This is a genomic window from Bacillus sp. DX3.1 (assembly GCF_030292155.1).
Classification (GTDB): Bacteria; Bacillota; Bacilli; order Bacillales; family Bacillaceae_G; genus Bacillus_A.
Genome location: NZ_CP128153.1, coordinates 186,989 through 211,458, shown reverse-complemented (window position 1 = coordinate 211,458; position 24,470 = coordinate 186,989). Strand labels below are relative to the sequence as shown.

Annotated in this window: 27 protein-coding genes and 4 pseudogenes; 19 read left to right on the top strand and 12 right to left on the bottom strand. The window is 36.1% G+C overall.

The annotated features are described in order from the left end of the window. Positions 1-17 precede the first annotated feature (17 nt). From iscB to QRE67_RS01185, 3 genes and pseudogenes are all read left to right on the top strand, one after another. Positions 18-1,265: pseudogene (iscB, locus tag QRE67_RS01195) on the top strand (RNA-guided endonuclease IscB). A gap of 88 nt (positions 1,266-1,353) precedes the next feature. Beyond that, positions 1,354-1,854 (top strand): annotated as a pseudogene (locus QRE67_RS01190) (DUF4931 domain-containing protein); the annotation flags it as partial. Between the two features lie 16 nt (positions 1,855-1,870). Beyond that, a complete protein-coding gene (locus QRE67_RS01185; protein WP_286123183.1) occupies positions 1,871-2,260 on the top strand; it encodes a GNAT family N-acetyltransferase in 390 nt (129 codons plus the stop codon). A gap of 83 nt (positions 2,261-2,343) precedes the next feature. Here QRE67_RS01185 and QRE67_RS01180 read toward each other — a convergent pair whose 3' ends face one another. Beyond that, complete coding sequence (locus QRE67_RS01180) at positions 2,344-2,877, bottom strand: transglycosylase SLT domain-containing protein (protein WP_286123182.1); 534 nt, start codon at positions 2,875-2,877, stop codon at positions 2,344-2,346. A gap of 829 nt (positions 2,878-3,706) precedes the next feature. After that, entirely contained in the window at positions 3,707-4,063 is a 357-nt protein-coding gene (locus tag QRE67_RS01175; protein ID WP_286125164.1) for a YxeA family protein, read from the bottom strand. A 341-nt stretch (positions 4,064-4,404) separates the two neighbouring features. On the opposite strand from QRE67_RS01175, the gene nirB reads away from it, so the two are divergent. From nirB to QRE67_RS01150, 5 genes are read left to right on the top strand one after another with little or no spacing between them, the layout of a single operon-like run. Beyond that, positions 4,405-6,810 carry a nitrite reductase large subunit NirB gene (gene nirB / locus QRE67_RS01170; RefSeq protein ID WP_286123181.1) on the top strand — a complete coding sequence of 802 codons (2,406 nt, stop codon included), beginning with the start codon at positions 4,405-4,407 and terminating at the stop codon, positions 6,808-6,810. 14 nt (positions 6,811-6,824) lie between these two features. Then, positions 6,825-7,142 carry a nitrite reductase small subunit NirD gene (gene nirD / locus QRE67_RS01165; protein WP_286123180.1) on the top strand — a complete coding sequence of 106 codons (318 nt, stop codon included), beginning with the start codon at positions 6,825-6,827 and terminating at the stop codon, positions 7,140-7,142. 58 nt (positions 7,143-7,200) lie between these two features. Further along, positions 7,201-8,625 carry a uroporphyrin-III C-methyltransferase gene (locus QRE67_RS01160; protein ID WP_286123179.1) on the top strand — a complete coding sequence of 475 codons (1,425 nt, stop codon included), beginning with the start codon at positions 7,201-7,203 and terminating at the stop codon, positions 8,623-8,625. Continuing rightward, positions 8,622-9,332 carry a sirohydrochlorin chelatase gene (locus QRE67_RS01155; RefSeq protein WP_286123178.1) on the top strand — a complete coding sequence of 237 codons (711 nt, stop codon included), beginning with the start codon at positions 8,622-8,624 and terminating at the stop codon, positions 9,330-9,332. Before QRE67_RS01160 ends, QRE67_RS01155 begins: the two co-directional genes overlap by 4 nt. After that, positions 9,325-9,798, top strand: coding sequence for a precorrin-2 dehydrogenase (locus QRE67_RS01150; protein WP_286123177.1), 474 nt, complete (start codon positions 9,325-9,327; stop codon positions 9,796-9,798). Before QRE67_RS01155 ends, QRE67_RS01150 begins: the two co-directional genes overlap by 8 nt. Positions 9,799-9,909: 111 nt before the next feature. Here the strand turns inward: QRE67_RS01150 and QRE67_RS01145 are convergent, their stop codons facing one another. The 6 genes and pseudogenes from QRE67_RS01145 to QRE67_RS01120 form a co-directional block, all read right to left on the bottom strand. Continuing rightward, the gene (locus QRE67_RS01145) at positions 9,910-10,746 is read right to left on the bottom strand and encodes a YitT family protein (protein ID WP_286123176.1); all 837 of its coding nucleotides are present in this window, start codon (positions 10,744-10,746) and stop codon (positions 9,910-9,912) included. Between the two features lie 117 nt (positions 10,747-10,863). Then, positions 10,864-11,193 (bottom strand): PH domain-containing protein, encoded by a 330-nt coding sequence (locus QRE67_RS01140; RefSeq protein WP_286123175.1) that lies wholly within the window; start codon positions 11,191-11,193, stop codon positions 10,864-10,866. A gap of 191 nt (positions 11,194-11,384) precedes the next feature. Further along, positions 11,385-11,609, bottom strand: a pseudogene (locus QRE67_RS01135) (substrate-binding domain-containing protein); the annotation flags it as partial. Continuing rightward, positions 11,596-11,694, bottom strand: a pseudogene (locus QRE67_RS01130) (LacI family DNA-binding transcriptional regulator); the annotation flags it as partial. The pseudogenes QRE67_RS01130 and QRE67_RS01135, both read right to left, overlap by 14 nt. Before the next feature lie 63 nt (positions 11,695-11,757). Next, on the bottom strand, positions 11,758-12,834 hold the full coding sequence (locus QRE67_RS01125; protein ID WP_286123174.1) for a hypothetical protein: 1,077 nt from the start codon (positions 12,832-12,834) through the stop codon (positions 11,758-11,760). Positions 12,835-13,142: 308 nt separating this feature from the next. After that, positions 13,143-13,643: a hypothetical protein gene (locus tag QRE67_RS01120; protein ID WP_286123173.1), complete on the bottom strand. Its 501-nt coding sequence runs from the start codon at positions 13,641-13,643 to the stop codon at positions 13,143-13,145. 302 nt (positions 13,644-13,945) lie between these two features. Here QRE67_RS01120 and QRE67_RS01115 point away from each other — a divergent pair, with 302 nt between their 5' ends. Then, the gene (locus tag QRE67_RS01115) at positions 13,946-14,047 is read left to right on the top strand and encodes a DUF3948 family protein (protein WP_286123172.1); all 102 of its coding nucleotides are present in this window, start codon (positions 13,946-13,948) and stop codon (positions 14,045-14,047) included. Positions 14,048-14,123: 76 nt separating this feature from the next. Here the strand turns inward: QRE67_RS01115 and QRE67_RS01110 are convergent, their stop codons facing one another. Beyond that, entirely contained in the window at positions 14,124-14,732 is a 609-nt protein-coding gene (locus QRE67_RS01110; protein WP_286123171.1) for a lysophospholipid acyltransferase family protein, read from the bottom strand. 340 nt (positions 14,733-15,072) lie between these two features. On the opposite strand from QRE67_RS01110, the gene QRE67_RS01105 reads away from it, so the two are divergent. Continuing rightward, on the top strand, positions 15,073-15,183 hold the full coding sequence (locus tag QRE67_RS01105) for a DUF3948 family protein (protein ID WP_286123170.1): 111 nt from the start codon (positions 15,073-15,075) through the stop codon (positions 15,181-15,183). A gap of 64 nt (positions 15,184-15,247) precedes the next feature. Here the strand turns inward: QRE67_RS01105 and QRE67_RS01100 are convergent, their stop codons facing one another. Next, a complete protein-coding gene (locus tag QRE67_RS01100) occupies positions 15,248-16,195 on the bottom strand; it encodes a helix-turn-helix transcriptional regulator (RefSeq protein ID WP_286123169.1) in 948 nt (315 codons plus the stop codon). 154 nt (positions 16,196-16,349) lie between these two features. On the opposite strand from QRE67_RS01100, the gene modA reads away from it, so the two are divergent. The 6 genes from modA to QRE67_RS01070 all read left to right on the top strand — a co-directional run bounded on the left by modA (position 16,350) and on the right by QRE67_RS01070 (position 20,200). After that, positions 16,350-17,156, top strand: a complete 807-nt coding sequence (gene modA, locus QRE67_RS01095) for a molybdate ABC transporter substrate-binding protein (protein ID WP_286123168.1) — start codon at positions 16,350-16,352, stop codon at positions 17,154-17,156. Between the two features lie 5 nt (positions 17,157-17,161). Continuing rightward, a complete protein-coding gene (gene modB, locus QRE67_RS01090) occupies positions 17,162-17,836 on the top strand; it encodes a molybdate ABC transporter permease subunit (RefSeq protein ID WP_286123167.1) in 675 nt (224 codons plus the stop codon). A 105-nt stretch (positions 17,837-17,941) separates the two neighbouring features. Then, positions 17,942-18,211, top strand: coding sequence for an NUDIX domain-containing protein (locus QRE67_RS01085; protein ID WP_286123166.1), 270 nt, complete (start codon positions 17,942-17,944; stop codon positions 18,209-18,211). 95 nt (positions 18,212-18,306) lie between these two features. Continuing rightward, positions 18,307-18,582 (top strand): NUDIX hydrolase, encoded by a 276-nt coding sequence (locus QRE67_RS01080; RefSeq protein ID WP_286123165.1) that lies wholly within the window; start codon positions 18,307-18,309, stop codon positions 18,580-18,582. 285 nt (positions 18,583-18,867) lie between these two features. After that, the gene (locus tag QRE67_RS01075) at positions 18,868-18,972 is read left to right on the top strand and encodes a DUF3948 family protein (RefSeq protein ID WP_286123164.1); all 105 of its coding nucleotides are present in this window, start codon (positions 18,868-18,870) and stop codon (positions 18,970-18,972) included. Positions 18,973-19,348: 376 nt separating this feature from the next. Beyond that, a complete protein-coding gene (locus QRE67_RS01070; RefSeq protein WP_286123163.1) occupies positions 19,349-20,200 on the top strand; it encodes a GRP family sugar transporter in 852 nt (283 codons plus the stop codon). 73 nt (positions 20,201-20,273) lie between these two features. On the opposite strand, the gene pnuC is transcribed toward QRE67_RS01070, so the two are convergent. Then, positions 20,274-20,924 carry a nicotinamide riboside transporter PnuC gene (gene pnuC, locus QRE67_RS01065; protein WP_286123162.1) on the bottom strand — a complete coding sequence of 217 codons (651 nt, stop codon included), beginning with the start codon at positions 20,922-20,924 and terminating at the stop codon, positions 20,274-20,276. Between the two features lie 197 nt (positions 20,925-21,121). On the opposite strand from pnuC, the gene proC reads away from it, so the two are divergent. The 3 genes from proC (at position 21,122) to QRE67_RS01050 (ending at position 23,513) form a co-directional block, all read left to right on the top strand. Continuing rightward, on the top strand, positions 21,122-21,925 hold the full coding sequence (gene proC / locus QRE67_RS01060) for a pyrroline-5-carboxylate reductase (protein ID WP_286123161.1): 804 nt from the start codon (positions 21,122-21,124) through the stop codon (positions 21,923-21,925). A 1-nt stretch (position 21,926) separates the two neighbouring features. Continuing rightward, positions 21,927-22,760 carry a glyoxal/methylglyoxal reductase gene (gene pgoN / locus QRE67_RS01055; RefSeq protein ID WP_286123160.1) on the top strand — a complete coding sequence of 278 codons (834 nt, stop codon included), beginning with the start codon at positions 21,927-21,929 and terminating at the stop codon, positions 22,758-22,760. A gap of 285 nt (positions 22,761-23,045) precedes the next feature. Further along, positions 23,046-23,513 carry a YusW family protein gene (locus QRE67_RS01050; RefSeq protein WP_286123159.1) on the top strand — a complete coding sequence of 156 codons (468 nt, stop codon included), beginning with the start codon at positions 23,046-23,048 and terminating at the stop codon, positions 23,511-23,513. Between the two features lie 187 nt (positions 23,514-23,700). On the opposite strand, the gene QRE67_RS01045 is transcribed toward QRE67_RS01050, so the two are convergent. Continuing rightward, on the bottom strand, positions 23,701-24,207 hold the full coding sequence (locus tag QRE67_RS01045; RefSeq protein ID WP_286123158.1) for a hypothetical protein: 507 nt from the start codon (positions 24,205-24,207) through the stop codon (positions 23,701-23,703). Positions 24,208-24,470 lie beyond the last annotated feature (263 nt).

The following is a 24,470-nucleotide window of genomic DNA, read 5'->3' as shown; positions in this document are numbered from 1 at the left end:
CTTAGGAGGGACAAAGCATGCGTGTATTTGTCAAGAATTTACGAGGAGAACCGCTTATGCCTTGCAGTACTCGTAAGGCACGGCTTCTTCTCAAACAAGGAAAAGCTAAGATTATAGGTTACACACCGTTTACCATTCAATTACAATATGCCACTGGTGAAACCGTGTAACCTGTGATAATTGGTGTCAATAGCGGTGCAAAATATGTGGGAATCGCAATTACAACAGAGGAAAAAGTACTAGCAAAAGGAACCATTGAATTACGTCAGGATATGAAAGAAAATCTCACACTTAGAGCCACACTACGCAGAAGCAGAAGACAACGTAAAACTCGCTACCGAAAAGCGCGCTTTCTCAATCGAAAAAAGAAAGAAGGCTGGCTTCCCCCATCGATTCAAAGCCGAACCGATAACATCATTCATTGGATTGAAACATTCAAATCGTTATTACCTTCTCCAACAGTCATTGTAGAAGTTGGCAAGTTTGATGTACAAAAGCTTAAGAACCCTGATATACAAGGAAAAGAATATCAACAAGGAGACACATTTGGCTTTTGGAATACAAGATACTATGTGTTTGCGAGAGACCAATATACATGTCAAATCTGTAAGAAAAAAGGTGGTATTTTGCATACGCACCATGTGATTGAGCGACGTAATGGCGGTTCAGATATAGCAGAGAACCTCGTGACAGTACATGAAGATTGCCATGAAAAATTCCATCAAGGAAAAATTAAGCACGTTTTTAAGAAACCAAAACAGTATAAAGAGACCACCTTTATGAATATTTTGCGGCTTCAAATCATGATGCGTTTAGAATGTGAGATCACGTATGGCAGTTACACAACACCGAAGCGAAAAGAATTAGGGCTATCAAAAACACACTATAATGATGCCATTGCAATTACAAATCCGAAAAAGGTACGAGAATATCAGCAAAGTGGTGAACTTCGCATCAAGCAATTTAGAAAGAAAAAGCGTTCTCTTCATGAAGCAACTGCAAGAAAAGGAAGAAAAACGAAAAATAGAACAGCGAAAAGAAATAATAAAAATACACCGTATGTAGGCACAATGTATCTAGGTGATAAGGTGAAAGCGTTTGGACAAATAGGATTCGTGACAGGATTTACAGGAAAGATGGTGTATGTGCAAGATTTGGACGGCCATTATATACAAAATCCTGCTAAATCTTATAAACAAGTGAATATATCAGATGTTGAATGTATGCACCACAATCATAATTGGTTATTCTTACAAGTCAGTTAGGCGATGCCTAACCGAAATTCATCCCCACCTTATCGCTTGGCTATCGCCCGTCACGCGCTTGAAGATGGGGACTTCTTTCGGGAAGTACATTAAACATTGGTTAGCTTTAGAAAAAAGCAATGAATTTGAATCTGTTATTTTATATAAAAATCACGGTCCATTTTCAGGCGGGAGCCTTCATCATGCTCATATGCAAATTATTGGGATGAAATATGTAGACTATCGTCAAAATGTAACACCTGAACAATTCCAAGGTGTAATCGTCAAAAAAGAGAAACAGATTGAACTCAATATTTCTACACAACCAATTATCGGCTTTACCGAGTTTAATATTGTCATTGAAAATGTAGAAGCAATTGATACGATGGCAAATTATATTCAGCAAACCGTGCGTTACATATTAACAGATTTTCATAAAGGGTGCAGCAGCTACAATTTATTCTTCTATCACCTACATGGAAAAATTATTTGTAAAGTTGTTCCTCGCTTTGTTGTGTCACCATTATATGTTGGATACAACATCCCGCAAGTCTCTACAAAACTAGAAGATGTGAAACAGCAGCTAGAACAATATCTTACAATGCAATAATTCGAGGTGAAAGAAGATGAATTATACGATTCGTAAAGCAACTCTAGATGATATACAGTCACTAATTAATTTACGTGTCGCTCTACTGAAAGAAGTAGGCGAACTGTATTCTCAGAAAGAAGAAGATCCTTTCCGACTAGCCACAAAGCAATATTTACAAACAGAAATGCAAACAAAGCAATTTGTCGCTTATGTAGTTGAGGTAAACGGAACGGTTGTCAGTATTAGCGGTATTACTTTTTTCCGCCGTCCACCCTATATTGAAAACTTAGAAGGAAAAGAAGCTTATATTTTGAACATGTATACACTGCCACAACACCGAGGTCACGGCATGGCAAAACAACTCTTGCACCATTGTATAGAAGAATGTAAAAAGAATATGGCTTCATTCTTCTGCAGATGGTGAACCATTATACAAAAAAATAGGTTTTACCTATAAGTCGAATGAAATGGAACTTTTTTTAATAGAAAAATAGAGTAGGTATTTACCTACTCTTTCACTAACCCTTTATTTCGATAGTACACGTTCTCTAGCCCAACGTTATATTTCATATTTTTATCCGTCCACTCTGTTCCAAGATTACCTGGCCATCCAGACGTATTTGCTATATATTTTAGTAAATCTAAATCGGTTAATCCTTTTTGTAAGCCCCTCTTATATCCTTTCATCAAATGAGGCATTGCAATTCCCGCATTTGTACGTGGATCTTTTAATTGCTCGTCCGTTAAATGATCTGGAGCAAGTCCTCCGCCGCGGTGTAATTGAAACAATCCAAATGATGTCCCCTTATCTCCAACACTTCTTGGGTTCAAACGACTTTCATGTTCAGCAATTGTAAGAGGTATCCATTCTGGAAGATTTACTTTCTTTGCTTCTTCTATAATAATTTGTTTCATCTGTTTCGCTTCTTCTGAATCAACATAGCTCATTTGATTCGTCGATTTTTCCATTCCTTCAGACTCTCCCCTGAAAAACAAATACATTCCAAGGACAACTAAAAATCCTACAAAGAATTTTTTCACTTACTCTACCTCTTTCTGTGCTGAAATTTGTCCCCTTTCAGCCTTCCCTTTACAATTACCTGCATTCTATCATTCTATTACCTTCCATTTCTCTCTTTGTTTTCACTGTGTCTGGGCAGGAAAAGGATCTGACCGCTTCTATACATGGTCGGATGCTCTCTCCTGCTTAAAAAGAAGGGTTTTATGTCAGTTTTTTAATTTGTATTTATATAATAATCAGTGGAGGATGAAGAAAACCTCCACCGATTAAAGTTTCACTTTATCATCTATTTAACAATTAAATTTGAAATTATATCAAAAAGTCCAATACATACAATCGCAACAGTAAAGTAGCTACAGCAATCCTTTATTTGAAATTTAACTACTTCTTCTTTTCGCATCCCATTCTTCTCCCTTCACCTAGTCTCCCTAATTTCTTATCTTTTCTTATTATGCAAAAAATATGACAAACGAGCCATCGAATTAACTTACGTAAACCTTACAATCTTGTAAGGTTTTAAAAAATAGCCTCATCTCATAAAGAGATAAGGCCTATTAAATAGTTAGTTGGTTGTTAAAAATTCATCATTTCAAACAGAAAGTTGTTTTTCCAATCTTTCTACTTATAGTGTACTGGAACCGATAGATTACAACTATCGAATTACCTTACATATACCTTACAATATTGTCATGAATGAATGGATATTACTGCTTTTCTTGTTTCTTCGTAAATAGTGAAGGATGAGGAACCCCCACCGATTAAGGTTTCACTTTATCTTGTAAACCACTATATAATATTTTCCAATAAAAAAGATCACTACATTTCATAAATAATAGTGACCTTTTTTTATTATCTCATCGTCAAAAGCTTAGTTCTCGCTTTTATTGGAATTTGATCTGTATCTATCTCTACTAACGATTCCCCATAACGCCCTTTTGCGAAAATTTTCAACGGTTCGTTTCTTTTTAGCATATGCTTCACCGTTTTTGTAATCTTCCGTTCTTTTCCCTTCTCATCATATCCGACAAACTCATATTCATACCAGTCATCACCAATATGCTGACCGATATCTTTCACAATCGTGTAATATTCTTTCGTACCGTAAAACGGATTATATTTATCAATTACTGGTCCAAACTTTGTTGGTAGTAGTAATACAATTACAGCTGTTATCACAATTGCAGTAAAAAGCACTCGTTTCTTTATGCTTGCCCACCTCAAGGTAGATTCCTCCTTCACACAATATGTGTTCTATAGACCTATTGTAAAGATGCAGGAAAAATCATTCTATCGAATCCTCTTACATTTCTCTTACATTTTTGTAAGGATCGAATAGCAACAAGCAACAAAGCTCTTCATCGTTTCACATCGCTGTTGAAATATGTGTCAAACACAAAAAATAATTACGGCAAAGAATATACAAATTTAAACAATTTGTGAACCCTCGGAAAAATGTGATAAACATCACACCTCCTATTATTTAAAAATTTTATAATATAAGTATTAAAAGTTTGTTCAACATTTCACAACTAAAAGGGGAAATGAATATGAAAAAGCGTTTAGTAATGATCGGAAATGGTATGGCTGGAATACGCTGTATCGAAGAAATTTTAAAACAAAATTGTGATTTGTACGACATTACCGTTTTTGGAGATGAACCACATCCAAACTATAATCGCATTATGCTCTCACACGTACTACAAAGAAAAACGAATATTCAAGATATTACCATAAGCGAATATACTTGGTACGAAGAAAACAATATTGCGCTATACACAAATGAAGAAGTAATACATATTGATCGGGAAAAACAAGTCATTGTAACAGAAAAGAACCGCACTGTTATGTACGACAAACTCATTATTGCAACGGGCTCCAGCGCTTTTATCTTACCTGTTGAAGGTTCAAAGCTGCCTGGTGTGACAGGATTTCGAACAATTGAAGATACACAATTTATGATAAATACTGCTAAGGAATATAAAAAAGCAGTTGTCATTGGCGGTGGATTACTTGGTTTAGAAGCTGCACGAGGTCTCATTGACTTAGGGATGGACGTACACGTTGTTCATTTAATGCCGAACTTAATGGAACAACAACTGGATTCTAAAGCGGCTTCATTACTACGTGAAGATTTAGAATCACAAGGTATGAAGTTTCTTATGGAAAAGAAAACGGTAAAAATTCTTGGTACAGATCACGTCGAGGGTATTCAATTTGAAGATGGCGATATTGTAACATGCGATTTAATTGTAATGGCTGTTGGAATACGCCCAAATACACAAATAGCAAAAAATGCTGATTTAATTGTAAATCGCGGTATTGTAGTCAATGACTATATGCAAACAAGTGATGAATCGATCTATGCAATTGGGGAATGCGCAGAACATAACGGTATTGCATATGGTCTTGTTGCCCCTCTCTATGAACAAGGTGCTATATTAGCAAAATATATAACAAATTCACAAACTGACGGATATACAGGCAGTATTGTCGGTACACAATTAAAAGTTGCAGGATGCGATTTATTCTCCGCTGGTCAAATTTATGAAGACGATGCAACGAAAGCAATCTCAATCTTTGATGAATGTACACGTTCTTATAAAAAGGTATTAATCCGTGACAATAAAGTCGTTGGTATTGTTTTATATGGTGATACTGCTGACGGCACACGTCTCTTTAGCATGTTAAAGAAAAAAGAAGATATACAAGAATATACACCAGCTTCTCTTCTTCACAAAGCTGGTGAAGAAAGTGGACTTGACGTTGCAAGTATGAGTGCCGATGATACAGTTTGTGGATGTAACGGTGTCACAAAGGGAACAATTGTCCGCGCAATTTTAGAACAAGATTTAACAACATTTGAAGAAGTAAAAGGATGTACAAAAGCTGCAGGTTCATGTGGGAAATGTCGTCCAGTTGTTGAACAAATTTTATCTCATACGCTTGGAGATAGCTTTGATGCTTCTGCTCAAACAGCAGGCATGTGTGGATGTACAACGTTGTCTCGTGATGAAGTCGTAGCAGCAATTCATGAGAAAGGTTTAAAATCACCAAGGGAAGTACGAAACGTACTTGGCTTTACACACGAAGATGGCTGTTCAAAATGTCGTCCTGCATTAAATTACTATTTACGTATGGCTGTTCCAGAAGAATATGCAGATGATAAATCGTCTCGCTTCGTCAATGAAAGAATGAATGGTAACATTCAGCACGATGGTACATTTTCTGTTATTCCACGTATGTACGGCGGCGTTACAACAGCAGATGATTTAATGAAAATTGCCGAAGTTGCGAAAAAGTATGATGTACCGCTCGTAAAAATAACAGGTGCAAGTCGAATCGGCTTATACGGTGTTAAGAAAGCAGATTTACCAAAAGTATGGGCTGACTTAGATATGACTTCTGGATATGCCTATTCAAAATCCCTTCGCAATGTAAAATCATGTGTTGGTTCTCGCTTCTGTCGTTTCGGTACAAAAGATTCATTGGGTCTTGGTATGCTGCTTGAACAATCATTAGAAATGGTGGATACACCTCACAAAATGAAAATGGGTGTAACGGGTTGCCCACGCAACTGCGCGGAAGCGCTTACGAAAGATTTTGGTGTCGTTTGTGTTGAAAATGGATTCCAACTTTATATTGGTGGGAATGGCGGCACAGAAGTACGTGAAGCAGATTTTGTAATGATTGTCCCTACGGAAGATGATGTCCTGCGCATCGCTACAGCTTACGTACAACATTATCGTGAAACCGGTATTTACGGCGAACGTACAGCTCCTTGGGTAGAACGAATGGGCTTAGATCACATTAAACAATTACTGCAAGATGAAAGTATGGTTGCTATGCTAAATGAACGTTTCCAAACAGCTCGTAGCACATATGAAGAAGCATGGGGACAAGCCCTAGAAACTCAATCATTAAAAGCGATGTATGAAGTAGAAACTGTAAAATAAGGAGCGCGATCCATATGTTACAAACGAAAGAAAAAATAAAAATTATGCGTGCAGAAGACCTTCCTATACAAATTGGTAAAGAGGTGCAAATAAAAGATGTGTCCATCGCCTTGTTTCGCCTTTCAAATGGCGATATTCGTGCTGTAGAAAATCGCTGTCCTCATAAAAATGGACCATTAGCAGAGGGGATTGTATCTGGAGAATTCGTTTTTTGTCCGCTACATGATTGGAAAATTTCATTAGTAACAGGTGAAGTACAAAAACCTGATGATGGTTGTATTCAAACGTATGAAGTAGAAGTTATTGACGGGGAGATTTATATATACATGTAGCTTGCACAAGGAAGCCTCCTCTTGGCTTCCTTTCAAGTAAAACAGATGAGGTGTGGAGATGAACGGATACGTATATTTAGTTGGTGCAGGACCAGGAGACGAAGGGCTCATTACAAAAAAGGCGATAGATTGCCTAAAGAAAGCAGATATTGTACTGTATGATCGCTTATTGAATCAAAATTTACTTCGCTATACGAGACCAACATGCGAACTTGTCTATTGCGGAAAAATGCCAACAAATCATATTATGCGACAAGAAATGATTAACGCTCATTTACTTCAGTCTGCAAAAGAAGGCAAAACGGTTGTCCGCTTAAAAGGCGGAGATCCATCTATTTTTGGCCGGGTTGGTGAAGAAGCAGAAGCTTTAGCAACAGAAAATATTCCATATGAGATTGTACCAGGCATTACATCTAGCATTGCCGCTAGTGCATATGCTGGTATCCCTCTCACCCATCGTGACTACAGTAATAGCGTAACATTACTAACTGGGCATACAAAAGGTCCTATTGGCGATAATGTCAACTACAGTTCACTCTTAAATAGTGATACTGTTGCCTTTTACATGGGCATAAAAAATTTACCAACTATTTGTGAAAATTTACTACAAACAGGAAAGAAAAAAGAGACGCCCGTAGCAGTAATTGAATGGGGTACAACTGGAAAGCAGCGCGTTGTCACAGGGACACTAACAACAATTGTTGACAACGTCAAAAGCGAAAATATTTCAAATCCCTCGATGACGATTGTTGGTGATGTCGTTTCTTTGCGAAAACAAATTGCTTGGAAGGAACGTAAACCACTGCATGGTAAGAAAGTTTTGTTTGCCTCTGCAACAAATAAAGTAAGTATAGTAGAACAAACATTACAAGACGCTGGGGCAGAAATATATCGAATTCCAACTTTCAAAAAACATGAATATACCCTAACACCTGAGCAGCTCCATGAAGTATTTGAAGCGGAGCGCCTTGTTTTCTGTTCAGCTGAGAGTGTAGCAATCTTGTTACGAGCATGTGCACAGCAACGTAAAGATATTCGTTCCTTACGAGCAGCGTTGCAGTACATGAATAGCGCTTCTCAAGAAGCACTCATGCAGTATGGTTTATTAGGCGAACCAGCAAGTTCTTCCACCGAGACAACCGTTTATTTAGGGCGAAATATCAATCGAATTTCTATCATTCAAGAAAAAATCGGCGCTGGTTCTTATATGATGACACATGAATATCAAACTGATCATCGGTTTGATGAAGTTCATACACGTATGCTTTCTGAATTTACATGGGATAGTATTGTATTTGAAGGACGTGCAGCAATTGATACATTTCTAGCAGAAGCGAAACGTCTTGGCTTCATGCATATTCTCAACTTACCATTCTCCTATACAGACAAACCAACTTTACAATATGCAAATAAGGTCGGATTCCAGAACGTTGATCATCAATTACAAGCAATTATCACGAAGAAAGACATGATGGCACAATGAAAGCAATTGTTTATATTGGACACGGTAGCCGCCTGCAAAAAGGTAACGAACAATTCATTCACTTTATTCAATCCGTTATGAAAGAGCGTAACGAAAGTATCCAAAAAATAGCGTTCTTGGAGCTAACAACACCAACCATTCAGGACACGATTACAGAAACAATCACAGAAGGAGCAACTGAAATATTAATAGTCCCTGTTTTATTATTTGCAGCAGCCCACTATAAACGTGATATTCCTTTTGAAATTAGACAAATACAAAAGAAATATCCACACATAACATTTTCAGTTACATCACCTTTCAGTACGCATCCACATATGATTGAACTTGTAGTAAAACGGATACGTGAAGTCATGCCAAGACAAGGTAGTGAAATTCTACTCGTGGGCCGAGGTAGTAGTGATTCTCAGCCCATATATGAATTACAACAAATTGGAACAGCTGTCGAACAAAAGCTCGGTATGCCAGTATCCTGTTCCTTTTTAACAAAAGGAACTCCTTCTTTTGCCGATGAGCTCAAGGACATAACATCATCTGCTCCACATATATATGTTATGCCCTACCTTCTCTTTACCGGATTATTACTTCAAAAAATTAAGCTGCATACAAAAAATTATGCTAACGTTACAACTTGTAACTGCCTTCAATTTGATGCATACATGAAGTCAGCTTTATTAGAGCGAATGGAGGAATGTGTGCATGTATAACATATACCCTCTTATGTTTAATCTACAAGGAAAAACGGTTGTCATTATCGGTGGAGGAAAAATCGCATATCGAAAAGCGGCTGGATTAAGGAATACAGGAGCTTCTGTCACTGTTGTCAGCCCAGAAATTTGCGAAGAAATGAAGAAGCTTCCCTATATTACATGGAAGCGAAAAACATTTACAGAAGATGATATAAAAGATGCCCATCTCATTTATGCTGCAACAAATCAACATACTGTAAATATGATGGTCAAACAAGTTGCACATGATTTCCAATGGGTCAATGTCGTCAGTGACGGCACGGTATCATCTTTTCATACACCCGGTGTCATTCGAAATGATGAATACGTTGTCAGCATATCAACTTCAGGTAAAAACCCATCATTTGCAAAACAAATCAAACAAGAACTAGCATCTATCCTCACACCACTCATAGAACGTTTATCCCGCTCTAACGGGCAGTAAGACCACCGCCTCAAAGTTCAGCAGAAGCAAAAAAGTTAGGCGGAGGTTCCACTGATGGAAGTTTCTCTTTATTTCATAAAAAAAGATGAACGAATTCTCTCGTTCATCTTTTTAGCTTGCTTTAAATCCACCGCCAAGTACATCACGTACATCATGGATGACGACAAACGCTTCTTCATCCACTTTGCTGATCACTTGTTTTAATTTTACAAGCTCTTGTTTGTTAATAACGACATAAAGTACTTCTTTATTTTTCCCTGTATAACCGCCGCGTCCTTCTAACACAGTAACACCACGCGTCATATGCTTCGTAATTGTTTCACGAATTAAATCCGGTTGACTCGATATAATCGTAACCGCGATTTTGGTATTAATGCCTTCAACGATAAAATCGATTACTTTCGCACCGACAAATACTGCAACAAGTGTGTACATTGCTTTTTCTTGTCCGATGATAAACACGGAACCAATAATGACAACAATATCTATAATAAGTACACCTTTACCAACACTCCAGCCTAAATGTTGATTGGCTAATTGTGCTAAAATTGCTGATCCTCCCGATGTACCACCTGCTCGGAACATACATCCTAAACCAACACCGACAAACACCCCTGCAAATAAAGCAGCTAATAACGTATCGCTATTTACTCGATGTCCAATGTTTTCTGTGATATATAAAAACAGAGATGTTTCCACAATTCCAAGAATCGTGTAAACCATCGTTTTTTTATCAAAAAATTTATAACCAATTGCTAATAAAACAGCATTAAAGGCAAAGTTCACAACCCCTGGTGACCATCCAAATAAATAATAGGTGACAACAGTTAAACCGATAATCCCGCCTTCTGATAAACGATTTGGAATTGCAAAATAGTTAATTCCAATTGCAAATAATAATGAACCAATTGTAATTAATGCGATTTCTTTAATCCTTTGATTAACCATAGTTCTTACCTCCCCCCATTTGACATTGTATCACTATCTTACAGAGGTATAGAAGTGGTTTTTCTTACACTCTTTTTTTGAGCGCATCCGTATTATTATGTTTAAACAATTGTTTGATTAATTATTCAAATGTCCTTGAACAACATAAGCAAACTGTTCTATATTTCCTTTTTGAATATGCTTAGCTGTCACAGTTTCTCCATTATGAGTGAATGCCAACTGTGGGATTGTACCTATGTCTTCCATATACAAATATGCATACTCTTCAAATGTTGCCGGATAATATGGTAATTTTCCATAAAATATGATGCGCATATTTGTAGCAACACAAATACCATATTGATATGAGAACGTAAAATTTTCCTTTTCGAATACACCAATCACAAAAGATAGGATTTTTCCCTCTAACTTTACATATTTTTGCACAGCAAATAACAGTTCATTCATAATCGTTTCCTCCCATATTCCATTCATTGTCTCAGCGCTAGAAAGGAATCCATGGATTACTATATAACCGGTGTAATTCAGTTATAAAGTATGAAACGCGTTTCCAGTCAAATACATTTTCAAAAAAATCCGCTGTGCAATACAAGCACAACGGATTTATCTCTTACACTCCCTATGAAGAAAGTTTTATTTTATTTTCTAACAGTCGATCGTTCCACAAGTGTGTAAGGAATCTCCTTTTTTTCTTGCTCCCAATTATGATCTTTTGTTTGTTTATAAAAGAGTTCAAAAGCATTTCGACCAATTTCTTTCACCTGTTGATCAATCGTTGTGATTTGTAACACTTGGGAAATCGGCTGATTATCAAAACCAATAATCGCTAAATCATCTGGAACCATAATACCTAATTTCTCCGCTTACATATGGATGGTGATTCAAAACACGAGAAACAGTCGTAATTGATACACCAGCTAACTTTGCAATCTCTTTAATATTAGCCATATGCTCACCTCTTTCCCCATCTTATAAAAAAGAAGATTATCTTAGGATAATCTTCTCCTTCCTTTATAACGAATTTACATCCTCTTTGCTATTTTGCTCCTGCTTTTCAGGCTGGTAGATAAATACATGCTCCTCATATCGGCTCTTTTTATCACCTTCAGCCTCTCCTGCCGCAACAAATTTAATAGCAAACTCTTTTGCTTCAATCATTGGGAAACTAATAATATATTCTTTCGCTTCACCATCTTGAACATATATATCATTACCTCTTGGTAGCTTGTCACGATCTAATGGAGAAATTTGTTTATCATCTTGCAAAATAACCGTATTGTTCGGGTACATATTCATCCTTTGTCCAGTTCGATTCTCAACCCTAATTTTTAATGTAATTCGATCACCGGTTAGCTTTTGGGAATCAAATTCACCGTCTACAATTTGTACTCCATATCCTTCGAATTCAATTTTATCTCCATTTATAATTGTTCCACCTTTAATATCGGCACTCTTTACATATTTCGCTCTAATACTTTCACCGGATTGAGGAGGCTGATTTGAACTACCTTTCTCTTTCAAACTATTCCTTGCTTTATCCTCAGCAGTAGGGGGGGATGAAGAACTTGCACTACTTTTATTTCCATCCGCTGAAAATAATTCATCTGGAGATTCAATTTCTTCTCCATCCAATGTTTTTATCGATTTTATTGACGTGCTTTTTATTTTCCATTTGTCACCTGCCTTATCAAGCGTGTGTACAGATTCTGTTACATTGTCTTTATAATTCGTATTTTTACTTTTATTCTTCGTTTCTTGTTTTACTTCTACAGTTGCATATTTATCTGAATAAGACAGTACTTTTACTTTTTTTAAACTAACTTTTAAATCAAGTACTTCAAACATCTGTTTTGTTGTTTCTTCTGAAATCTCATAACTATCCACGCTACTCGAAAGTGTATCTAAATATCCGTCCAAGTCTTCTTTGTTAAATGCGTCTACATTCTCTTTTAATACTTGCTTCACTTCTTTTTCCACACTATTTTCTTTAGGTTTTGTATTACTTTTTGTTGAACATCCTATAGTTCCAAGTAATAAGACACCCGCTAACAATGACATTCCCAATTTTATATGTACTACTTTTCGCATATTAAATCCCCTTTATGTTAATAGATTCAAAGTTACCTCATATACAAGTTTTGTTTAAATCGTTTATATAAGTACAAATTAAAAAACCGACATAAAACCCTTCTTTTTAGATGGGAGAGAGCATCCGGCCATGCATAGAAGCGGTCAAATCCTTTTCCTGCCCAGACATAGTGAAAACAAAGAGAGAAAACGAGTGCAGGTCACCTTTTGTTATCCATAGCCGCGGCCTATATGTCGAAAAATCAAAATGGATTTATATAGTACACACTATTGCTAGGTCTTTTCTTGTTTACTTCTAATTTTGATATTTAAGATTTTTTTCCATAGCTCTCTATTATTAAAGATTTCCCATCCAATGTCTCGGCATTTAATAGCCCTTGGCTTGTAATAACCCATTTATTTTTCTCTTTCTCTAATACATAACGCATCTTTACAACATTATCCGTATAATCTGTACTTCTATCTTTGTTTTTGGCTGTTGTTTTCGTCTCTATAGTTGCATATTTATCATTAATAGATAAAACTTGCATTCGATCCATCTTAATTTTGACATCATACTCATCAAATAAAATCTCGTTCTCTTCTTTTATTGCATCATATGCATTTATTTTTTTCGAATATGTTTTCATATAATCATCAATTTCTTTCTGATTAATTGCTTTTACTTGTTCTGAAATCACTTTTTCTACCTCTTTTTGAGCGGCTGCACTTTTATCTTCTTTCTTTTTTTCTACACCACAACCACTTATCCCTAATGCCAAGACCATACAGGTTATTACCCCACATTTTATATTACTTAACTTCCCCATAATGTTCCTCCTCTTCAATCCCCTTAATATTCTACTAGTATATTTTACCATAAAACACTTAGTCTAATTAATTGTTCCTTACAAAAATGTAATCCTTTTGTAAGCTAATTCGATAGTGACTACCTTCTATATTTCGTACAATTAAGTCAGAAAGTAACAACAAGCATTCGTATAGGAGCGGATACGCATGATAAACAAAATAAAAACGAACAAATTCATAAATACAATGAGCATGGTGCTATCTGCCCTATTTGATGCAAAAACAGTTGCTACTACATTAAATAAGTAAGGAGAGAGTGACTATGAACAACATCAGTTTTAACAAAAAAGATTTTATTGGACTTGCTAGCGGTGCAACTCTTCTTACAGCTTTCATTTACGCTGCTGCATTCAGTCTTGTATAACCTTGTGTCCCCTTTCCCCTTTATATATAGTAAGAAAAAGACGACCGTCTATGCCGGTCGTCTTTTTACGTTCACATTATGCTGTTTGTCCTTCTTGCAACGTTTCTGTCAGTTCTTCAAATGTTTTGTTCAATTGATCCGTCATCGCTTGCATCACTTCTTTTCGGCTCATCTGTTCTGATGCTTCTACTTGAATTGGATCACCAAAAATTAATTGTGCTCTTTTTCTGCTAAATAACTCTTTTACACTCGATGGCCCGATATAAGCAGCGGGAACTAATGGAACATTAGAACGCATCGCAATTGTAACAGCTCCAGCTTTCAATGAAACATCTTCCGAAGATCGCGTACCACTTGGAAAAATCCCTACTACTTTCCCATCTTTTAATAAACGAGATGGGATTTTCAATGTACTTGGCCCCGGATTTTCACGATCAACAGGAAACGCATTTACGTTCTTAAAAAACCAATTTGTAAATTTACTTTGAAACAACTCTTTTTTCGCCATGTAATGAATTTGTGTTGGTACCATCCCTGCCGCTAACATTAACACATCCATAAAGCTTGTGTGTGTGCAAGCAACCACATATGGTCCATCTTGAGGTAGCTTTTCCTTTCCGTGTATCTCTACCTTCCCAAAAATCTTAAATATATATTTCAACGAGACTGTAATAAACTTATACATTCGCTCCGTTCCTTTCTATACATCTAAATTTGAATTCATTCCTTACAAGAATTATAACACTAAGTTCTAATAGTTAGTAATAAATTTAGGTGACAATTTCTAAAAATTAATTCTTACAAAAGTGTAATCCTCCTGTAAGCTAATTCGATAGTTGAAACCTCGCTTACTTCGTACAATAAAGTCAGAAAGTAACAAACAACAACCATTCGAAAAGGAGCGGATACGCATGATGAACAAAATGAAAACAAACAAAATTGTAAACATGGTGGGCATGGTGCTATCTGCCTTAATCGATGCAAAAGCTGTTGCTACTACATTGAACAAGTAGGAAGAGATTCCAATGAATAACAACAATATTACTTTCAACAAATTTGACTACCTAGGACTTACAAGCGGCGCGGCTCTTCTTACAGCTTTCGTTTACACACTTGCACAGGGTCCCGTCTTATAATTTTGTTTCTCTCAATCCCCTTTATATATAGAAAAAACTGCTTGTCCATGGACAAGCAGTTTTTTCAATTTGTTTCATATATAATTTGACCGGTTTTACTTATATCATAACCACCAATTGCTCGCAGTTCATTTTGAAATTCTGTAGATTGTAGTATTTCTTTTACCGTTTCAATGAGCTGTTCATTTTCTTCTATTTTTAAGATTACCAAGTCATATCGTTCGGTCATAAGTGGAATAAAGTCTACATTCACAATTTGTGCTACCTTTTCTGCCCCTACGCCAACATCAGCTTTTCCATTAGCAATTCGAGAGGCGACACCAATATGATTCGACTCTTCCCAATCATATCCGCGAATACTCGTTTTCGCTAAGTTTTGAATGCGCACCTGTTCATCTACCAGCACACGAATTCCTGATCCTTTTTCGCGATTTACAAATTGAATGGAAGGGTTACTCAAATCGGCCCACGTTTGCATTCCTTTTGGGTTTCCTTTTTGCACATAAAAACCAACATTTCTTGCTAATAAATTTATCACAATACATGGTTGCCCAACTAAAATTCGTTTCACATATGGAATATTGTATTCCCCTGTATCTCCATCAAACAAATGTAAACTAACAACGCTTCCTTGCCCTTGATACATTTTAATTAAACTCGTTAAACTTCCTTGATAGGCCCGGAGTATATTAGAACTAGGCAAATGCCCTTCTATATGTTTGGCTAATATATCTAATGTTAAATCTTGTCCACTAATAACGCAGGTATTTCCTCCACTTTTCTCTTCCATTTTAATAGAAGTAACCTGCATTTTTCCTGTTTTCATTTGCTTAATATATTGCTCTAAGTCCACCGCATCAATGCGCATTTGTCTACCAACTCTGTAAGAAGTCAGTTCACCTTTTTTAATTAAATCATACACTGTTAACTTTGATACTTTTAATCGTTTTGCTACTTCTTCCGTTGTGTAGGAATGATGATCCATAGACGATTCCTCACTTTCTCTTTTCATTGTAACAAAGAAAAGTGTATTTCTCCTATTTTTCTATACAGTGATATATTTCACATTAATTTTAAATATAAATATTTATAATTAAATATAATTAGTTATAATTAAATATAATTAGTTATATTTAATTCTGGTGAAAAGAAAGGGGATTATGCAAATGAACAAATTTACATTACGGTACATTGGGGTACTAGTACTCTCTTTCCTTCTTGTTTTAAGTGCAGCTTGTACGAACGATACAAAGAAGGAAAAAACAAATTCTAAAGAAGAAAAAACAGTTGAACTTACGATATCTGCAGCTGCAAGTTTACAAGATGCTTTCAAAGAAATTGAAAAACAATATAAGCAGAAAGAACCAAACATAAAGCTTTCCTTTAACTTTGGTAGTTCAGGTGCACTTCAGCAACAAATTGAACAAGGTGCTCCTGCTGATTTATTCTTCTCTGCGGCAGAAGATAAATTTCAGACACTTGTAAAAAAAGGATTCATTGATGAAAAAGAAGGAAAAAACCTCCTTGGAAATGAGCTTGTTTTAGTTGTTCCAAAAGAAAGTTCTATCAAAACATTTCAAGAATTAAAAGAAGAAAAAGTGAAGAAACTAGCAATTGGTACACCTGAATCTGTTCCAGCTGGGAAATACGCAAAAGCTTCTCTCACACATGAAAATCTTTGGAATGATCTACAAAACAAAATAGTACCTACAAAAGATGTTCGGCAAGTGTTAACATATGTAGAAACAGGAAATGTAGATGCCGGAATTGTATACAAAACAGATGCTCTCATTTCAGAAAAAGTAAAAATTGCAAGTACAGCACCAGCAAATTCTCATGAACCGATTCGCTATCCATTAGGGATTATAAAAGAATCAAAGCATAAGAAAGAGGCGACTTCGTTTTATGAATATTTACAATCAAAAGATGCACAATCTATCTTTAAAAAATATGGATTTACAATCCTTTCCTAACTGCCATGGCATTTGATACACTTTGGTCGCCTGTTTTTCTTTCCTTACAAGTAGCTGCTTTCGCTACCATTATTGTTATGATTTCCGGCACAATCATTGGACGAGTACTAGCACGCTCAACATGGCGTTATAAAGTGTTATTAGAAACTATTTTCCTATTACCAATGGTGCTCCCACCAACTGTTATTGGTTTCTTTCTCATTATTATTTTTGGAAATAACAGCCCTGTTGGTAGGTGGATTGAATCACTATTTCAACAATCTATTATGTTTACATCATGGGCGGCTGTTATCGCTTCAACGGTTGTTTCGTTCCCACTTATGTATCAATCAGCAAAAACAGGGTTTTCTATCGCAAATGAACGGATTGAAGACGGCGCTCGTGACCTTGGGGCCAGTGAATACCAAGTTTTTTTACATGTCACTTTACCGCTTGCCTTACCTTCACTATTAAGCGGAATGATTTTAAGTTTTGTTCGTGCATTAGGAGAATTCGGAGCGACGCTTATGTTTGCTGGAAACATTCCGGGAAAAACACAAACGATTCCTACAGCCATTTACATGGCAATTGATGCAAGTAATATGCCCCTTGCTTGGACACTCGTTTTAATAACGGTTTGTATGTCACTCATATTCTTACTGTGCGTACAGCTTATTAATAAAAGAATCACTTCTTCCTAAAGCAGCTTTCGACAAAAGCTGCTTTTTTGTCGTATTATTTCCCGAAAAATATAATGCTGGATAAATTGGAAACGTAATGGATTTGTAGAATAAGGAGGAATTTTGATGTATAACCAAACACTTTGTTTTATAAGAAGAGATTACGACATTTTAATGCTTAATCGCGAAAAAGCACCCTTGCAAGGTTTGTGGAATGGTGTTGGCGGAAAAATGGAACAATCTGAAGCACCTACAGCTTGCATTGTAAGAGAAATAGAAGAAGAAACTGGTATACAAGTAACAGAACAAAACATCACATATAAAGGTACATTATCTTGGCAAATTGACGGCACATTGTTTGGGGGATTATATTTATCCCGCATTAACGGGCAGTAAGACCCCCACCTCAAGATTCAGAGAGAAGCAAGGAAGATAGGCGGGGGATAACTGCCCGTAAAAGCCCGATTGGTTCAACTAACCATCAGTGGGGGATGAAGAAAACCCCCACTGATGGAAGTTTCACTTTATTTACCGCCTCCCTATCGAAAAGTTTTCCTTATCCTACCCCTAAAAAGGTTGATGAAGGAATTTTAGATTGGAAGCAAATTTCTTGGCTATTATCTGAACAAAATCATGGAATTGCTCCATTATCAAAAAAGTATCTATATACCGTATTACATGATCCACAAATATATGAACATACAGCTGTTATTGATAACAAGCAAATTACGCAATACGAAAAAAAATTATCTTTCTATACAAAATAGTCCTCATATAATGAGGCTATTTTGTATAGAAAAGCGAAAGAATTTCTGCTTTTTAACCTTACAAAACTGTAATCCTCCTGTAAGCTAATTCGATAGTTACTCACGCCCCTATCTCATATAATGAAGACAGCAACAAGGTAATAACAACTATTCGAAAAGGAGCAGATACGCATGATGAACAAAATGAAAACAAACAAAATTGTAAACATGGTGGGTATGTTGCTATCTGCCCTAATCGACGCTAAAGCAGTTGCTACTACATTAAATAAGTAAGGAGAGATTACGATGAATAACAATGTTACTTTTAACAAATTTGACTATGCAGGACTTGCAAGTGGTGCAGCTCTTCTTACAGCTTTCGTTTATGCACTCGCTCATGTTCTTGCATAAAGTGAAACTTTGAGTAGTGACTTGTCCCCCCACTACTCGCTAGTCGAATTAATAGAGTTAGAAGAATTCCCCCAACCCCCTTTATAGAAAAAGATCCTAGCTTATAGAATGCTAGGATCTTTTTTATTCTAGTTAAATAACAGAATCTTAATATTTATAACAATATACATTCTATTTGAATTTACTTTCTAAAAGAGGCACTTTCCTGTTATTATATGTAGGTGTTTGAAAAAATGAAGAAATGAAAACGCATTTATATCGTGAATTCTTTATCCTATTTTAACGATCGGTAATCCTCTACGTCTTGCGTGGAAAATTACCGATCGTTAGAACGTTTTAAATTATATCGATATAATAACATGAAGGGAGTCTTGTAATGGACATTTTATTAGCGCTTCTTCCTGCAATTGCATGGGGTAACATTTTATTAGTAAGTGTGAAAATGGGCGGCGGTGCATATAGCCAGACGGTAGGTATGACAATCGGGGCCTTATTCTTCGCATCAATCATGTATGTATTTACTCAACCAGCTTTAACTTTGACTATCTTAATTGTTGGTTTTGTTTCAGGTTTATTCTGGGCTTTAGGACAAGTAAACCAATTAAAAACAGTACAATCTATGGGTGTTTCGACAACTGTTACAATTTCAACAGGTATGCAACTTGTTGCTACTTCTATCTTTGGAGTTATCGCTTTTCACGAATGGACTACAACAACGACAATCATTATGGGAACGATTGCAATCCTTTTAATCGTAGTTGGAGTTGTCTTCACTTCATTAGATGATAAAGAAAATGCTCAGCCACCAGGACAATTGAAAAAAGGACTTTTAACTTTAATTGTTTCTACTTTCGGGTACCTTGTATATGTAATTATTATTCGCTGGTACAATATTGATGGTTGGTCTGCCATTTTACCACAAGCAGCCGGTATGTTTGTTGGGGCGGTTGTACTGACATCTAAACATAAACCATTTAACAAATATGCAATTCGCAACATTTTATCCGGTCTACTTTGGGGAACAGGAAATTTATTCTTACTTCTTTCTTTACCACGAGTTGGGGTGGCAACAAGCTTCCCGCTATCTCAAACAGGTATTGTCATTTCTACATTCGGGGCGATTGTCTTCCTAGGTGAAAAGAAAACAAAACGCCAGTTGGTATTTATTGCACTAGGTAGTGTCTTAATTATTGGCGGTGCTGTTCTTCTTGGTATGACAAAATCATAATTGAACAATCTATTAATAAAACCCCCGGGGCATATCTGCTGCGGGGGTTCCTATTAATTAATAATCTCTCTTTCTATGCGTGACGATTTACATGCTCTCTTTTTTCATAATTCGACTTCCACTCTAATAAACCATCAATACATAAGAATAAATTGATTACTGCAAGAATTAACATGACATATAAGCCCGTTGAAATATAAATCACAATACTTACTGCGTTATATAAGATCCATAAATGCCAATTCTCTAAAACCTTTCTACTTAACATAAATTGAGCAACGAGCCCTAATACTGCATTTAAAGCATCTAAATATGGACTTGTTGAGTCTAAATAACGGATTTGATAATATCCCCAACCAATCCAAGCAACTAAAATAAAAGCGGTATAAATAATCCACCCTTTCGTATCTAAACAAACTGTCGGTTTCACATCCTCTTCCCCACTACGTGCAACCCAATAATACCAACCATACACGTTAAATATGAACTGAAAGGCTGCTAATATAGCCATCGCATATAAACCTTGTGTGATAAAAATATATAGAAATGATGCAACTGTAATTATCCCAAACAAAAAATTCCATACCTTTTCTCTAGCTAGTAACCAAACATTAATTATACCCATGACAGATGCAAAAATTTCTATATAACTTGACTGAATATAAATACCTACCAATATGCAAATAATACTAGAGATAACTAAAAAAATTGGACTTCTGATCATATTTCTCTCTCCCCAGATGTATAATAATTTCTCTATAAACAGTATAAAGAAAGCGCTTCCGACTTTCCGCCATTTTCCTAATATAATTTCTTCTCTATAATCGATTCCTCTTGCTATAAGTCATTTTTTTTTACAAAGGTCGCCCAAAAATGGTATCGTTTTCTATAACATATTCTCAAAAGGAAGGAATACAGGATATGCTGAAGAAACAACGAATTCTATTTATTGGTGCAGGCCGTATGGCAGAAGCTATTTTTGCTGGACTGCTCAAAACAAGTAAAGAACACATCCAAGAAATTATTGTATCCAATCAGCGAAATGAAGAAAAACTCCATCAATTAAAGCAAACATATGGAGTATCGATTACAAAAGATTGGAAACAACATGTTACTGCAGTGGATACAATTGTTCTCGCCATTCCACCAGCTGCACACGAACAGTTATTAGCGGAGTTATCTCCTCTACTGACACATCAGTTTGTCGTAACAGTTGCTGCTGGAATTGGTCCATCGTATTTAGAAGAAAAACTTCCTCAAGGTACACCTGTTGCTTGGATTATGCCAAACACAGCTGCCACAATTGGAAATTCTATTTCTCTATATGCAATGGGACAATTTGTAGATAGCGAGCAGCAAGAAACACTGCAACTGCTATTAAAGGGAATTGGTACGGCACAGCTCTGTACAGAGGAAGAAATTCGCAAGCTCACCGCTGTTACTGGAAGTGCTCCTGCCTTCCTTTACCACTTTGCCGAAAGTTTAATTGAAACAACGAAAAACTACGGGATTGACGAGGCAACCGCAAAGCATCTTGTCATTCAAATGATCGCTGGCTCTGCTGCTATGCTCCAGCAAGAACAAGACCCCGCCCTGCTTCGTGAACAAGTAACAACACCAGGTGGTTCAACTGCAGAAGGTTTAAAAGTTTTATATGAGTATAATTTTTCAAAGATTATTCAACAAGCAATTGAAGCAACAAATAAAAAAGCAAGGGGGAAATAAAATGAAATTTACAAGCTTGCAAGATTACACAACATTACATAATGGCGTAAAAATGCCTTGGTTTGGTTTAGGTGTTTTTAAAGTCGAAGATGGTACAGAAGTAATTGATTCTGTGAAAGCAGCAATTAAAAATGGATACCGTAGTATTGACACAGCTGCTGTATACAAAAATGAGGATGGCGTTGGACAGGCGATTCAAGAATCTGGTGTCTCTCGCGAAGAACTATTCATTACATCAAAAGTATGGAATAGTGATCAAGGTTATGAATCAACATTACAAGCTTTCGAAACAACTCTTCAAAAACTAGGCTTAGAATATTTAGATCTATACTTAGTACATTGGCCTGTAAAAGGAAAATATACAGAAACATGGAAAGCCTTAGAGAAACTTTATAAAGATGGCCGCGTCCGCGCAATTGGTGTAAGTAATTTCCAAATTCACCATCTACAAGATGTGTTAGAAATTGCTGAAATTAAACCAATGATTAACCAAGTGGAATATCATCCACGCTTAACACAAGAAGAACTTCATACTTTTTGTAAAGAACATAGTATTCAATTAGAAGCTTGGTCACCATTAATGCAAGGTCAACTCCTCGACCACCCAACATTACAAGAAATTGCTACAAAATATAGTAAATCAACAGCACAAGTCATTTTACGCTGGGATCTGCAAAATGGTGTTGTAACAATTCCTAAATCGATTAAAGAGCACCGCATTATTGAAAATGCGACTATCTTTGATTTTGAATTAAGTACGGAAGACATGAAGGCAATTCAAGCATTAAATGAAAACCACCGCGTGGGTCCAGATCCAGATAACTTCGACTTTTAAGAAAAAAGGGTCACTGTGTAAATACACAGTGACCCTTTCTTTTATGATAAAGTAAAACTTCCATCACAGGTACCGTTGCTTACCACTTGGTGAATGACCCCTCCTTCCACCCCCGATTTACCATATTCACCCAAAATGTTTTTGATTTAAATTGCGATGTGCAACGTAGCAAACTATGCATTTCATAACATACACAGTAAATAAATTACCCTGAACTTATACATAATTAGATAAAATTAGGAAAAACTTGTATAGAAGGAACCATATAATAAGGAGGGATTTATCATGAGAATTTTACTCTCTATTCTTTTAACACTTATGCTTGTGCCTACACTGACAGGATGTACTACCCCGAAAAAGGAAGATACAACATCTGATAAGAAGACGACTGAAGAAACAAAAGAGGAAGCAACTCAAGATTTAAAGCTTAACTTTAATGAATTTAAATTAGATGCGAACTACCAAGATACAAAGAAAGATTATGAAGCTGAATACAAAAATAAAGCCGATGAAAAGACGCTGGAAGCAAAAATTGAAGATCATAAAGCAAATGGACAACTAACAGGCGACGAAGCTATTGCAAAATTAGGTCCACTTCTACAAAAATTAAAATTCGATAAAGATACACCAGACCAAGAAGTCATTGATCAAGTCGTAGACGTATTCCAGCTCGACAAAGACTACCAAAAATTCGATTTAGAAGTTGTCTTTTCAGATGGAACGAAGAAAGAGTATAAAAGGGAAATTAAATAAAGAAGTAGGCATGGTGCCTACTTCTTTATTTTTAAGCTTTCACTTTGACATATCGTAAGTCAGGGCTAGATCCAACAATATATTGAATCCCAGATACAGGTGTTTTTTGTAAATAAGTGATTGATTACATCCCTAGACATACTGCCCACGAATAGCGGGATAAAAAATAACCTTGTGATAAGCAAGGTTATTTTTGTACTTCTTTTTGAAAACGTTTGTAGTACTCTGAAGCTGTTGAGAAATGAACTTCTATATCATGAATTAACGAAAAATCTTCTTCTTTCGCTAACTTCACTAACTTCTTCAACGCTTGATCTGTCTCATTTAAGTACCCCATATATAGCTGGTGTTCTTTTTCTTTAGACTTAGGCACACGAATTTCTTTACGAATATGATCAATATCCGTTAGCGTACTTGTTGTTACTTTTTGCACATCTTTTTTAAACTGTGGATGTTCTAATGTCTTTTCACCTTCTTCTTTTGCTTGTTCCCATAGTTTCATGGCTGCATTTAATTCTTTATTCATCTTTTTATCATATTTGCTATGTACGTCACGATATACTTTCATATCTTCTGCACTATCAGTTGACTGTTCTACTTTTTCTTTGGACTCTTTCTTTACATCCTTGTCTCCATTACATCCCGCTAGAAGTAGCATACTTCCAAGCAACATAATACTCCACACTTTCTTCATCAAATACTCTCCTTTTATAGGTTGTTCAAAAAGTCTGGTTAAGATAGCTGTCGCATTCCTTCGTTACGTCGCCACTCCGATACTCATGGCTTCCGCGCCTCAAACTGCTCGACTCTCTTTATCCTCCTTTTTGAACACGCACTTTTATCTACGTCTACGATCTATCTCCACTTGTTATTATAACGAGAACCTTTCAAATTTTGCACTTATGAACGTACTTTTGTACACATACTACCATTTTTGTCACAGTATCGTCACTTTAT

Coding starts and splice junctions, on each gene's coding strand:
- QRE67_RS01070 (WP_286123163.1), top strand. CDS start 19,349: ATGGACATTTTATTAGCGCTTCTTCCTGCAATTGCATGGGGTAACATT.
- QRE67_RS01115 (WP_286123172.1), top strand. CDS start 13,946: ATGAACAACATCAGTTTTAACAAAAAAGATTTTATTGGACTTGCTAGC.
- pgoN (WP_286123160.1), top strand. CDS start 21,927: ATGAAATTTACAAGCTTGCAAGATTACACAACATTACATAATGGCGTA.
- QRE67_RS01120 (WP_286123173.1), bottom strand. CDS start 13,643: ATGGGGAAGTTAAGTAATATAAAATGTGGGGTAATAACCTGTATGGTC.
- QRE67_RS01050 (WP_286123159.1), top strand. CDS start 23,046: ATGAGAATTTTACTCTCTATTCTTTTAACACTTATGCTTGTGCCTACA.
- QRE67_RS01105 (WP_286123170.1), top strand. CDS start 15,073: ATGAATAACAACAATATTACTTTCAACAAATTTGACTACCTAGGACTT.
- QRE67_RS01125 (WP_286123174.1), bottom strand. CDS start 12,834: ATGCGAAAAGTAGTACATATAAAATTGGGAATGTCATTGTTAGCGGGT.
- modB (WP_286123167.1), top strand. CDS start 17,162: ATGGCATTTGATACACTTTGGTCGCCTGTTTTTCTTTCCTTACAAGTA.
- modA (WP_286123168.1), top strand. CDS start 16,350: ATGAACAAATTTACATTACGGTACATTGGGGTACTAGTACTCTCTTTC.
- proC (WP_286123161.1), top strand. CDS start 21,122: ATGCTGAAGAAACAACGAATTCTATTTATTGGTGCAGGCCGTATGGCA.
- QRE67_RS01150 (WP_286123177.1), top strand. CDS start 9,325: ATGTATAACATATACCCTCTTATGTTTAATCTACAAGGAAAAACGGTT.
- QRE67_RS01145 (WP_286123176.1), bottom strand. CDS start 10,746: ATGGTTAATCAAAGGATTAAAGAAATCGCATTAATTACAATTGGTTCA.
- QRE67_RS01045 (WP_286123158.1), bottom strand. CDS start 24,207: ATGAAGAAAGTGTGGAGTATTATGTTGCTTGGAAGTATGCTACTTCTA.
- QRE67_RS01080 (WP_286123165.1), top strand. CDS start 18,307: ATGAAGAAAACCCCCACTGATGGAAGTTTCACTTTATTTACCGCCTCC.
- QRE67_RS01100 (WP_286123169.1), bottom strand. CDS start 16,195: ATGAAAAGAGAAAGTGAGGAATCGTCTATGGATCATCATTCCTACACA.
- pnuC (WP_286123162.1), bottom strand. CDS start 20,924: ATGATCAGAAGTCCAATTTTTTTAGTTATCTCTAGTATTATTTGCATA.
- QRE67_RS01110 (WP_286123171.1), bottom strand. CDS start 14,732: ATGTATAAGTTTATTACAGTCTCGTTGAAATATATATTTAAGATTTTT.
- QRE67_RS01185 (WP_286123183.1), top strand. CDS start 1,871: ATGAATTATACGATTCGTAAAGCAACTCTAGATGATATACAGTCACTA.
- QRE67_RS01140 (WP_286123175.1), bottom strand. CDS start 11,193: ATGAATGAACTGTTATTTGCTGTGCAAAAATATGTAAAGTTAGAGGGA.
- nirB (WP_286123181.1), top strand. CDS start 4,405: ATGAAAAAGCGTTTAGTAATGATCGGAAATGGTATGGCTGGAATACGC.
- QRE67_RS01075 (WP_286123164.1), top strand. CDS start 18,868: ATGAATAACAATGTTACTTTTAACAAATTTGACTATGCAGGACTTGCA.
- QRE67_RS01085 (WP_286123166.1), top strand. CDS start 17,942: ATGTATAACCAAACACTTTGTTTTATAAGAAGAGATTACGACATTTTA.
- nirD (WP_286123180.1), top strand. CDS start 6,825: ATGTTACAAACGAAAGAAAAAATAAAAATTATGCGTGCAGAAGACCTT.
- QRE67_RS01155 (WP_286123178.1), top strand. CDS start 8,622: ATGAAAGCAATTGTTTATATTGGACACGGTAGCCGCCTGCAAAAAGGT.
- QRE67_RS01160 (WP_286123179.1), top strand. CDS start 7,201: ATGAACGGATACGTATATTTAGTTGGTGCAGGACCAGGAGACGAAGGG.